12 protein-coding genes are annotated in these 10997 nt (G+C 30.9%); 10 read left to right on the top strand and 2 right to left on the bottom strand.

The window, feature by feature from the left end:
* Window positions 1-75: 75 nt before the first annotated feature.
* Together L8V82_RS03970 and L8V82_RS03965 are read right to left on the bottom strand one after the other, a co-directional pair.
* Window positions 76-657 (bottom strand): zeta toxin family protein, encoded by a 582-nt coding sequence (locus tag L8V82_RS03970; RefSeq protein ID WP_263724102.1) that lies wholly within the window; start codon window positions 655-657, stop codon window positions 76-78.
* Window positions 658-785: 128 nt separating this feature from the next.
* Window positions 786-2027: a multidrug effflux MFS transporter gene (locus L8V82_RS03965; RefSeq protein ID WP_263724101.1), complete on the bottom strand. Its 1242-nt coding sequence runs from the start codon at window positions 2025-2027 to the stop codon at window positions 786-788.
* A gap of 123 nt (window positions 2028-2150) precedes the next feature.
* Between L8V82_RS03965 and L8V82_RS03960 the strand changes: the two genes are divergently transcribed.
* Genes L8V82_RS03960 through L8V82_RS03915 form a run of 10 tightly spaced genes read left to right on the top strand, consistent with a single transcriptional unit; the run spans window position 2151 to window position 10996 of the window.
* Complete coding sequence (locus tag L8V82_RS03960; protein WP_039669003.1) at window positions 2151-2420, top strand: iron-sulfur cluster biogenesis protein NfuA; 270 nt, start codon at window positions 2151-2153, stop codon at window positions 2418-2420.
* Window positions 2407-2946: a hypothetical protein gene (locus L8V82_RS03955; protein ID WP_012660862.1), complete on the top strand. Its 540-nt coding sequence runs from the start codon at window positions 2407-2409 to the stop codon at window positions 2944-2946. The genes L8V82_RS03960 and L8V82_RS03955 overlap by 14 nt, the downstream gene beginning before the upstream one ends.
* Entirely contained in the window at window positions 2930-4213 is a 1284-nt protein-coding gene (locus L8V82_RS03950; protein WP_263724100.1) for a UDP-N-acetylmuramoyl-L-alanyl-D-glutamate--2,6-diaminopimelate ligase, read from the top strand. Before L8V82_RS03955 ends, L8V82_RS03950 begins: the two co-directional genes overlap by 17 nt.
* Complete coding sequence (locus L8V82_RS03945; protein ID WP_039617208.1) at window positions 4214-4519, top strand: YbaB/EbfC family nucleoid-associated protein; 306 nt, start codon at window positions 4214-4216, stop codon at window positions 4517-4519.
* Window positions 4516-5595 (top strand): PDZ domain-containing protein, encoded by a 1080-nt coding sequence (locus tag L8V82_RS03940; protein WP_263724099.1) that lies wholly within the window; start codon window positions 4516-4518, stop codon window positions 5593-5595. The genes L8V82_RS03945 and L8V82_RS03940 overlap by 4 nt, the downstream gene beginning before the upstream one ends.
* On the top strand, window positions 5595-6440 hold the full coding sequence (locus tag L8V82_RS03935) for a polyprenyl synthetase family protein (protein WP_263724170.1): 846 nt from the start codon (window positions 5595-5597) through the stop codon (window positions 6438-6440). Before L8V82_RS03940 ends, L8V82_RS03935 begins: the two co-directional genes overlap by 1 nt.
* A 3-nt stretch (window positions 6441-6443) precedes the next feature.
* A complete protein-coding gene (gene tkt, locus L8V82_RS03930; protein WP_263724098.1) occupies window positions 6444-8348 on the top strand; it encodes a transketolase in 1905 nt (634 codons plus the stop codon).
* Between the two features lies 1 nt (window position 8349).
* Complete coding sequence (locus L8V82_RS03925) at window positions 8350-9450, top strand: MlaE family lipid ABC transporter permease subunit (RefSeq protein WP_412175311.1); 1101 nt, start codon at window positions 8350-8352, stop codon at window positions 9448-9450.
* Window positions 9447-10169 (top strand): ABC transporter ATP-binding protein, encoded by a 723-nt coding sequence (locus tag L8V82_RS03920; protein ID WP_087691076.1) that lies wholly within the window; start codon window positions 9447-9449, stop codon window positions 10167-10169. The genes L8V82_RS03925 and L8V82_RS03920 overlap by 4 nt, the downstream gene beginning before the upstream one ends.
* The gene (locus tag L8V82_RS03915; protein WP_263724096.1) at window positions 10169-10996 is read left to right on the top strand and encodes an MlaD family protein; all 828 of its coding nucleotides are present in this window, start codon (window positions 10169-10171) and stop codon (window positions 10994-10996) included. Before L8V82_RS03920 ends, L8V82_RS03915 begins: the two co-directional genes overlap by 1 nt.
* Window position 10997 lies beyond the last annotated feature (1 nt).

Below are 10997 nucleotides of genomic sequence, written 5' to 3'. Positions count from 1 at the left end.
TATTGCTAACTCACTTCTTTTTTGCCTTAAGGAGTGAGTAGCATGATTTGCATATCGACAAGTTAAAATAAAAATTTATAAACTTGGATTTTTAAAATTTATCATTAATGGTTCTAGCCATTTGGTAGTTTCAAATACTTCTAGCTTGCTGTTTTTAAATTCTAAGAGTTTTTTATAATTTTGAGTATTGTCAAAAATAGTAATGTGATTACAAAATTTAGCAACGGTGTTAAAATTTTGTAAAGACTCATAGTATCTTTTTTCTATAAGTTCTTCTTTTATATCATGACCGCCTTTAGCTACGCGAATTTTAACTCTTTGCTTTGCCGTACTTGGAGAGTCTAGTCCGATGTAGTAAAGATTTATAGTATAAGAATTTTTCTGTAGTTTTTTGAATAAAGATAAAATGCTAGTGCCACAAAGTGTGGTTTCTTGGTTAAAATCATAAGCTTTTTTGATATAGTTTTCACGCATTTTAATGGCTATCCTTGAAGCTCTAAATTGATCTTCTTGATTTTTCCAGTCGCCAAAGCTACTTACGATTTCATCGATGTTGATTCTAAGTCCAAAGTCTTTGTTTTTTTCAAGTTCATTATAATACAAGGTAGTTTTTCCAGATCCATTAACACCTGCAAAAATAGTAGCTATTTTTTTCATTAATAAAGCCTTTATTGATTGATGAGAAATTTTAACATAAATTGTTTATAAGTGTTTTGAAAATAAATATAAAGTTTTTTGAAAAAGGTTCGATATAGTCAGTGAATCTTTTCAAAAATATTGCTTAATTAAGCGTGAGAAATCACGCTTAACTTCTTTTTGATTTTATTTAACTTTCTTTTATTGATTAAACTTAGATAAGAAATCAAAGATAAAAATGTACATGTTCCTAAAATAAGCGATAAAAATATAGGTGTATTAGCATTTAAAAGACTTACTAAAAATGCCATTACTCCTGCCATAGCAAATTGTGCTGCCCCTAAGATTGCTGAAGCACTACCTGCATTTTGTTTTGATCTTGCCATAGCTAAAGTGGTGGTATTTGGCAGGATAAAACCCAAACTTGCTATGATTAAACATAAAGGAATTTCAAAAGCCCAAAAACCTAGATCAAAAGTTGCCCCTAAAATGAGTAAAAAGGTTAAAAAAGTAATCATCATAAGCGCTCTTGGTAAAACATAATAAGGCGAGAGTTTAAGAACTATTCTTGCGTTTATATTAGCACATATAACAAAACTTAAAGCATGGGCTCCAAAAAGGGCTGCGTATTGTTGAGGGCTGAGTTCAAAAACACGCGTAAAAACAAAAGATGAGCCAGTTAAATAAGCAAAAAATCCTGCAAAGATTAAATTCCCACAAAGCAAATACACCACAAAACGACGATCTTTTAAGATTTTTTTGTAACTTTTTGCAACTTCTTTGTGATTAAATTTTTTACCTTGGGTGTTGAGGTTGCTTTCTTTTAGAGCAAAAATAACAAGTAAAAATAAAATAAAACCTAAGATAAATAATGTCAAAAATATACTACGCCAAGAAAAAAACTCAAGCAAAATCCCACCAAAAGTAGGAGAGAGCATAGGAGCTAAAGAAGTAAAAACCATCATTAAAGCATAAACTCCTGCTGCTTCTTTAAGCTCAAAAACATCATTTACTATAGCTCTTGCTACAACTACACCCACACAACCTCCCAAAGCTTCAAAAAAACGCAAAGCTATAAAAGCATGAATGGAATCAACTAAAACACAAGCAATACTTGAAGAAATAAAAAGAAAAAGTCCTATATATAAAGGTTTTTTTCTGCCATATACATCACTTAATGGCCCATAAAAAAGCTGACCTAAAGAAAAGGCTATGAAAAAACTTGCAAGAGAAAGTTGAGTATAAAAAGAATTTGTTTGAAAGCTTTTTTCTACTTCATTTAAAGCAGGTAAATACATATCAGTTGAAAGTGGTGCTATAGCAGATAAAAAGCCTAATATAAAAATGAGTTTGAGTTTTTCAAAACCTTTTATTTGAGTGCGTTTTTGCATAAAAAATCCTAAAATATTTTTACCATTGTATAGCAAAAAGTCTAAAATAAACAATAATTTACATTTTTTAAAGGCAAATAAGATAAAATTAAACTAAAAAATAATCAAGGAAAAGTTATGAATATGCCTTTTAGTGATGAGGAATTAGTCGAACCTGTAAAAGCAAGCTTGGCTAAAACTATGCATATTTTAGAAAATGATGGTGGTGGGCTTGATTTTTTAGGAGTTAAAAATGGTGTGGTTTATGTGAAATTAACCGGAGCTTGTCATGGTTGTCCTTCAAGTGGAACGACTTTAAAATACGGCTTAGAAAAACAGCTTAAAATCGACATACACCCAGATATCACTATAGTAAATTTAGCAGGTGGAGAAAGCGAATTTGCAAAATTATAAAAAAATAGCCATAGAATGCTTTTATAAAAAAGATTTTAAAAATGCTAAGATGTATTTTTCTCTTGCTTATGAAAAGCGTAAAAATAAAAGACTTTTAACTTTTATTAATATTTGCGATTTGGCGTTAAAAAGCCCTGAAGAAGCCTTTGTGTTTTTTGAGTTTTTTATGCAAAATTATAAAAATACTAAAGTAGATAAAGACTTAGAAAAACTTATTAATCTTAGCCAAAGTGTGCAGTTTGAAGAAGAAAGTGAAGACTTTGAGGGTTTGAGTTATCAAGATTTTTTACTTAGTGAAGCAAAAGTTGGGTTTAAACAAGCTTTGGAAAATGTTATAATATCAAATAAACTTATCATTAATGATAAAGAAGATTTTGTGGATTTTTTAGAAAAACTTTTAGAGCATGGTTATAAAGATATGCTTGTAGCTTATATGGAAGATGTTTCGGTGCATTTTTATTCTAATTATAGATTTATCAAGCTTAGTGAGAAAATCAAGGAATTAAATTATGATAGTAAAGATTGAAAATACTTTCATTTGTGATAATTCTAATGAATGCGAAAAAGATTGTTTTTTCTTAAAAACCGCTCAAAATGAAAAATTTATTCATCAAGCTTTAGAAAAACAAGCAAAAATTATAAATATAACTGAGTGTAAGAAACTTTTAAATATAGATGAAAATATAAAAATCATAGGCATTACAGGCACAAATGGTAAGACAACTACTGCGGGGGCTATTTACTCTATATTGCTTGATTTAGGTTATAAATGTGCCTTGATGGGAACTAGGGGTAGTTTTATAAATGATAAAAATATCACTCCAAAAGGCTTAACTACTGCTCCTATTTTGCAAACCTTAGAGCTTTTATCTTTAGCAAGTAAGGAAAAATGTGAATTTTTAATTATGGAAGTAAGCTCACATGCTTTGGTACAAAACCGTATCGAAGGGCTTGAGTTTAAGGCTAAAATTTTTACTAATATCACTCAAGATCATTTAGATTTTCATGGAAACTTTCAAAACTACCAAGTGGCAAAAGAAAGTTTTTTTACCGATGAGTGTATGAAATTTATTAATAAAGACGCAAAAGCTATAAATTTTAATGTCAAAGGTGCTTTTACTTATGGAGTGGAAAATCCAAGTTATTATCATATCAAAGCTTATGCTTTAAAAAATGGTATTGAAGCTGTGGTAAATTTTGGTAAAGAAACCTTTATGATTGACTCTTCTTTAGTAGGGCTTTTTAATCTTTATAATCTTTTAGCTGCAAGTGCTTGTGTGAATGAACTTGTTAAGCCAAATTTAAAAGAACTTGAAAAGGCTATTAGTAATTTTGGTGGCATTGAGGGTAGAATGCAAGTGGTTGCAAAAGATGTGATTGTAGATTTTGCTCATACGCCTGATGGCATAGAAAAGGTTTTAGATGCTTTAAAATATCGTGATTTGATTGTGGTTTTTGGAGCAGGGGGAGATAGGGATAAAACTAAGCGTCCATTAATGGCTAAAATTGCCAAACACTATGCCAAAAAACTCATCATCACAAGTGATAATCCACGCTCAGAAGAGCCTATGGATATCATTAATGATATTTTAAGTGGTATAGAAAAAGATGAGAGCGTTTTTATAGAATGCGATAGAAAAGAAGCGATAAAAAAAGCATTAGAGCTTAAAACGAAAAATGATTTTGTAGTGATTTTAGGCAAGGGCGATGAAACTTATCAAGAGATTAAGGGTGTAAAATATCCTTTTAATGATAAAGAAGTAGTATTAGAGATATTAAAAGAAGGAAAATAAATGTTTGAAAATATGGATTTTTCTAAAATGGGCGAGCTTTTAACTAAGGCTCAAGAAAAAGCAAATGAATTAGAGCAAGAAGCTTTAAAAAAAGAATTTAGCGCAAAAAGTGGCGGTGGTTTAGTAAAAGTTAGCGCTAATGGAAAAGGTGAAATTATCGATATAAATATTGATGATTCTTTGCTTGAAGATAAAGAATCTATGCAAATTTTATTAATAGCAGCGATGAATGATGTGATGAAAATGGTAGAACAAAATAAAAAATCAATGGCTAGTAATTTATTTAGCGGAATGGGAATGCTATGAGAATTTTACTTTGTATTTTGGGTATAACTTGTGTGCTTTTTGCTGTGCCAAGACCGACTTTTAATGATTTTTTGGGTTGTTATGAAAAAAACAAAGCTAGTATGTTAATTTATGAGGGCTTGCCTGCTTTTGCTTTAAATGAAAACACCCTAGCAGTAGTTAAAACTAAAAATGCAAAATTAAACAGTTATACTAAGTATGATCCTTTTTTAAATTTATATTTGGTAAAAACAGATTTTAGTTTAATCCCTGCGCCTATGGGAAATGAAGAAGAATTAACACGCAATAGCTGGGTGGGAATTTTAGATAGCAATAAAAGCTATATAGGGCATTTGAAGTATTTTGGACAAAGTTTAACAGAACGTGATCAGCTTGATTTTACTTCTAAAATCGGAGAACTTAATTCGCCATGTTGTAAAATGCTTGGTATAAGCTTAGAAGATGGTAAGCTTATAGGTAATCGCTATTTAAAACACTTTGCAAAATATCCTGATGTTTATTGGGGTGATATAGGTGTGGATTTTGATATGCGTGATGGTAAAATTTATGTAAAAAATGTACGCAAAAACGGACAATTTTTACTTAATGATGAGCTTGTGAGTGTAGATGGGCAAGTGTATGATGATATAAGAAAATTGAATGAGAAAATTTTATTTGCTGATCGTGGTGCAACTTTGTATTTTAATATGCTAAGAGACAACAAAGATGTCAATATTTCTACGACAGTTTTTGATAAAGATTTGGGTATATTTGCTAAACCTAAAAAAGTAGTTCAAACTAAACCGACTTCTTTTTATAGTAATCTAGGATTACGCGTAGATACAAAAATGAATGTTACAGAGGTAACTCCAAATTCTAAAGCGCAAATGGTTGGATTTTTAAAAGGGGATAAAATTTTAAGAATTAATAACCAAAAAATCAACAATTTCAATGAACTTCAAGCCATATTAACTCAAGCTAATACTTTTGATGTTTTAGTTTCAAGACAAGCAAGTAATATCCCTTCAGCGAAAAATAATGATTTTGAGCATTTTAATAAAGGATACTTTGACTTTTTTATAAGGCTAAATAAGTGATTTTAGAAAAATTCAAACAGCATTTAGAGCAAAATTTTCCTAAAACTCAAAGCTTTCATCCATTTTTTAATGAAGCTTTAAAATGGATGTTAGAAGCTGGTGGGAAGCATTTTAGAGCCCAACTGCTTTTGGGTATAGTTAATGCTAAAAATCCTGCTTTGTTTGAAAAGGCTTTAAATGCAGCTTTGGCTTTGGAATTTATCCATACTTACTCTTTAATACATGATGATTTACCCGCTATGGATGATGCTTCTTTACGCAGAGGAAAGCAAACCTTGCATAAAAAATATGATGAAACCACAGCTATTTTAGTAGGCGATGCTTTAAATACTGAAGCTTTTTTACTACTTTCAAGACTTGATTTAAAAGAAAATGTTAGATTAAAACTCATAGAAACTTTAGCTTTTAATGCAGGGCTTAATGGTATGATTATTGGACAGGCTATTGATTGTTATTTTGAAGATACACCTTTAAATTTAGAACAAGTTGAGTTTTTACATATTCATAAAACTGCAAGATTAATTGCGGCAGCTTTAAAAATGGGTTGTGAAATTTGTGAGTTAGATGAAAAAGAATGCGAGCAAATTTATGAAATAGGGCTTTTGATAGGATTAGTTTTTCAAATCAAAGATGATATTATCGATGCGACTTTAGATACCCAAGAAGCAGGAAAACCAACTCATAATGATTTGCATAAAAATTCTTTTGTAAAACTTTTGGGTTTAGAAGGTGCCAAAAAGGCAAAAGATGATAAAATTGCATTATGCGAAGAAAAAATGAAAAATTTAGACTCTAAGCTTGCTAATGAGCTTCAAATTTTGATTGATAAATATTTAAAAGGTTAAACAATGTTACAAAAACAAGCCAACACTATAAGATTTTTATGTGCGGATATGATACAAAAGGCAAATTCAGGCCATCCAGGTGCACCTATGGGTTTAGCAGATATTATGAGTGTTTTAAGTACTCATTTAGTACATAATCCAAAAGATCCTACATGGTTAAACCGCGATAGATTGGTCTTTTCAGGTGGTCATGCTAGTGCTTTACTTTATAGCTTTTTACATTTGAGTGGTTATGATGTAAGTTTAGAGGATTTAAAAAATTTCCGTCAATTACACTCTAAAACTCCAGGTCATCCTGAAATTTTCACTCCAGGCGTTGAAATTGCTACAGGACCTTTAGGACAAGGCATTGCAAATGCGGTTGGCTTTGCTATGGCAGCTAAAAAAGCAAGTTTGCTTTTGGGCGAGGATATTATTAATCACAAAGTATATTGTTTATGTGGTGATGGAGATTTGCAAGAAGGAATTTCTTATGAAGCTTGTTCTTTAGCAGGGCTTCACAAACTTGATAATTTAATCATCATTTATGATAGTAATAATATTTCAATCGAAGGTGATGTGGCTATTGCCTTTAATGAAAATGTAAAAGAGCGTTTTAGAGCGCAAAATTTTGAAGTGCTTGAGATAGATGGGCATGATTTTGAGCAAATTGATTTAGCATTAAAAACAGCTAAAGAAAGCAAAAAGCCTTGTTTAATCATCGCTCATACTACCATAGCTAAAGGAGCTTTAGAGCTTGAAGGAAGCCATCATTCTCACGGAGCACCTTTGGGTGAAGAGCTTATTAAAAAGGCAAAAGAGGCTTTAGGTTTTGATCCACAAAAAACTTTTGAAATTCCAGAAGAAGTTAAAATTCGCTTTAATGCCGCAATAGAACTTGGAGATTTAGCACAAGCTAAGTGGAACCAAAAAGTACAAAATTTAAATGCAGAAAGACAAGCATTGCTAAAAGAGCTTTTAGAGCCTGATTTTTCAAAAATACAATTTCCTGATTTTAAAGGAAAAGATCTAGCTACTAGAGATAGCAATGGTATGATTTTAAATGCTATTGCTAAAGCTTTACCAGGGTTTTTAGGTGGTAGTGCAGATTTAGGCCCATCAAATAAAACTGAACTCAAAGATATGGGCGATTTTCCAAATGGAAAAAATATCCACTATGGCATAAGAGAGCATGCAATGGCTGCTATATCAAATGCTTTTGCTAGATATGGTTTGTTTTTGCCTTATTGTGCTACCTTTTTTATATTTAGTGAGTATTTAAAACCTGCTGCAAGAATAGCAGCTTTGATGAGGGCTAAACATTTTTTCATTTTTACTCATGATAGCATAGGTGTGGGCGAAGATGGTCCAACACACCAACCTATAGAGCAACTTAGCACTTTTAGAGCTATGCCAAATTCATTAACATTTAGAGTAGCTGATGGGGTTGAAAATGTCAAAGCATGGCAGATTGCACTTAAAACTAATATGCCAAGTGTTTTTGTTTTATCGCGTCAAAAATTAAGCGCTTTAAGTGAGCCTGTTTTTGGAGATGTGGAAAATGGGGCTTATTTATTAGAAGAAAACGCAAATGCGCAATTTACACTTTTAGCAAGTGGTAGTGAAGTGTCATTGTGTTTAAAAGTAGCTAAGATTTTAAAAGAAAAAGGTGTGATTGCTAATGTAGTTTCTATGCCTTGTTATGAACTATTTATCGCTCAAGAAAAATCTTATAAAGAAAGAATTTTACAAGGTAAGGTTATAGGCGTGGAAGCTGCAAATTCAAACGAGCTTTATAGAATTTGTGATGAGCTTTATGGTATAGAAAGTTTTGGTGAGAGTGGTAAAGATAAAGATGTATTTGAGCATTTTGGATTTAGTGAGGAAAAATTAAGCTCATATGTTTTAAGTTTATGTAATGAAAAATAAAATCATCAAAGACATTAAAAACCAAGAATGTGTTTTTAGTGTTTTTGGTATATGGGATAAAACTAGCGTAGGAAAATTAGAAAAATTAGATTTTCCTACTCAAAAAAATATTATTTTTGATTTTGCAAATTTAGATTTTATAGACACTGCTGGGATTAGGTATTTTCTAGCTTTAGAAAATGAACTTAAGCAAAAAGGTTTTGAGTTTAGTAGGATAAATCTTAAAAGCGAACATGCTAAGCTTTTTGAACTTTGTCAAAAACACTATAAAAGTTTTCATAATTCTCATGAAAATAAAAAAACACTTAAAGATTTTTTTGAAAATTTAGGAAAAAAGGTTGTTGAATCTTTTACGCTTTTGGTACAGTTTTTAAATTTCATAGGACTTATTATTTATACTTGTTTTAAAACACTTTTAAATCCTAAAAAACTTCGCTTTAAGGCATTTTTATATCATGTAGAAAATAGTGCTATTAATGCTTTGCCTATTATTATGCTAACTTCATTGCTTGTGGGTGTAGTGCTTGCTTATCAAGCTGCGTATCAGCTTGCACAATTTGGAGCTAATATTTACATTGTCGATTTAATGGGAATTTCTGCTACTAGAGAACTTGCACCATTAATTAGTGCTATTGTTATAGCTGGTAGGAGTGCGAGTTCTTATACAGCTCAAATTGGAGTAATGAAGCTCACTGATGAAATTGATGCGATGAAAACTATGGGTTTTAAAGAAAGTGAGTTTATCATTTTACCTAGAGTTTTAGCCTTAGCACTTGCCATGCCTTTGGTGGTAATAGTGGCGGATATTTTAAGCATTATAGGTGGAATTGTAGTTGCTTGGTTTAGTTTAGAAATTAGCATGAGTGAGTTTATGAGTCGCTTTAAAGAAGCAGTGGAGTTAAAACATATCATCATAGGGCTTATAAAGGCACCTATTTTTGGGTTTTTGATTGCTTCTATTGCTTGTTTTAGAGGATTTTTTGTGCAAAAAACTACCGAAAGTATAGGTGTTTACACGACAAAAAGCGTGGTAAATGCTATTTTTTGGGTGATAGCTTTTGATGCGATTTTTTCTGTATTTTTAACAAAGGCTGGACTTTGATTATAAAGGCTAAAAATATCAGCACTTATTTTGGAAGTAAATGTGTGCATGAGGATATTAGTTTTGAAGTACAAGATAATGAAATTTTTGGCATTTTAGGTGGCAGTGGTAGTGGTAAATCTGTACTTTTAAGACAAATGCTAATGCTTGAGCATTTTGATAAGGGCGAGTATGAAATTTTAGGCAAGAGATTAAAAAATATAAGCGATGAAGATGCTTTGTTTTTGCAAAAACAATGGGGTGTTGTTTTTCAATATGGAGCATTATTTAGCTTTTTTAATATACTTGAAAACATTAGCATACCTTTGGTTGAATATACAAAACTTAGCAAAAACGATATCAAAGAAATAGCCATGATGAAGCTTAAGATGGTGGGGCTTGATGAGAGTGTAGCTAAGCTTTATCCAAGTGAATTAAGCGGAGGTATGAAAAAAAGAGTGGCTATAGCTAGAGCTTTGGCACTTGATTCTAAATTGCTTTTTTTAGATGAGCCAACTTCAGGGCTTGATCCTTATAGTTCAAGAGAATTTGATGAGTTGCTTTTGAGTTTAAAACAAAGCTTTAAATTATGTGTGATTTTAATTACTCATGATAAAGAAAGTATGAAAAATGTATTAAATCGCTTTTTGATTATAGAGAATAAAAAAGTTGGTTTTTTGGGAAATGTTGAGGCTTTGCAAGAGCAAAATCCAAGACTTTATGAGAGGTTTATGCAATAATGGAAAATAAAGCAAATTATATTTTGATCGGAATTTTTGTTTGTGTGTTATTTTTTATCAGCTTGTTTTTTATAGTGTGGTATGGGAATTTAAAAGATGAGAAATCTTTTAAATATTATGAAATTTATATGGAAGAATCAGTTGCAGGGCTTAGCGTCAAAGCTCCGGTTAAATTTTTAGGAGTTGATGTTGGAAGTGTTGAAAATATCAGCATAGATAGTTCAAGCAATCAATTAAGGGTAAAAATTTTAGTCAAGCTTGATTCTAATTTAGCGGTTAAAACAGATACTTATGCAAGCTTGCAAATTCAAGGTATAACAGGATTTAAGTTTATTCAGCTTGCAGGGGGTAGTGAGGAAGCTAGTGTTTTAAAAGCAGATGATGATGTTTATCCTATCATAAAATCAAAGGAAAGTTTTTTTACGAGTATAGATAAGCAAGCAAATAATCTTTTAGAGCTTATTAATGTCTCAAAGCTTAAACTAGAAAATCTTTTAAGTGATAAAAATTTAAAAAGTATCGAGCAAATTTTACAAAATTCATCAGAGCTTTTTGCACATTTAAATGCTAATACACCAGCATTTTTAGAAAATTTAAACAAAACAAGCTCTAAACTTGGTAAAAGTTCAGATGATTTTTCAAATTTTTTAAACAATGCTAATGGCCAACTTAACGAGCTTAATAAAAGCAGAATGCTTTTGAATGAAAATTTAGATATTTTAAGAGTTTTGTTTTTAGATTTTACGCAATTATTAAAAAATTTAAAGCAAAATCCTTCCGATGTAATTTATAAAGATAAAGCCATTCAATATGCTCCAGGAGAATAAA

Origin of the sequence: Campylobacter sp. IFREMER_LSEM_CL2151, assembly GCF_025771725.1 — a bacterium.
GTDB classification, from domain to species: Bacteria; Campylobacterota; Campylobacteria; order Campylobacterales; family Campylobacteraceae; genus Campylobacter_D; species Campylobacter_D lari_C.
Note: the sequence above shows the minus strand (reverse complement) of the source record. Positions and strands in the feature narration are given on the sequence as shown.

Bases quoted from the DNA above. Each gene is read 5' to 3' on its own strand.
- L8V82_RS03970 (WP_263724102.1), bottom strand. From the start codon at position 657: ATGAAAAAAATAGCTACTATTTTTGCAGGTGTTAATGGATCTGGAAAA.
- L8V82_RS03965 (WP_263724101.1), bottom strand. From the start codon at position 2,027: ATGCAAAAACGCACTCAAATAAAAGGTTTTGAAAAACTCAAACTCATT.
- L8V82_RS03960 (WP_039669003.1), top strand. From the start codon at position 2,151: ATGCCTTTTAGTGATGAGGAATTAGTCGAACCTGTAAAAGCAAGCTTG.
- L8V82_RS03950 (WP_263724100.1), top strand. From the start codon at position 2,930: ATGATAGTAAAGATTGAAAATACTTTCATTTGTGATAATTCTAATGAA.
- L8V82_RS03945 (WP_039617208.1), top strand. From the start codon at position 4,214: ATGTTTGAAAATATGGATTTTTCTAAAATGGGCGAGCTTTTAACTAAG.
- L8V82_RS03940 (WP_263724099.1), top strand. From the start codon at position 4,516: ATGAGAATTTTACTTTGTATTTTGGGTATAACTTGTGTGCTTTTTGCT.
- tkt (WP_263724098.1), top strand. From the start codon at position 6,444: ATGTTACAAAAACAAGCCAACACTATAAGATTTTTATGTGCGGATATG.
- L8V82_RS03915 (WP_263724096.1), top strand. From the start codon at position 10,169: ATGGAAAATAAAGCAAATTATATTTTGATCGGAATTTTTGTTTGTGTG.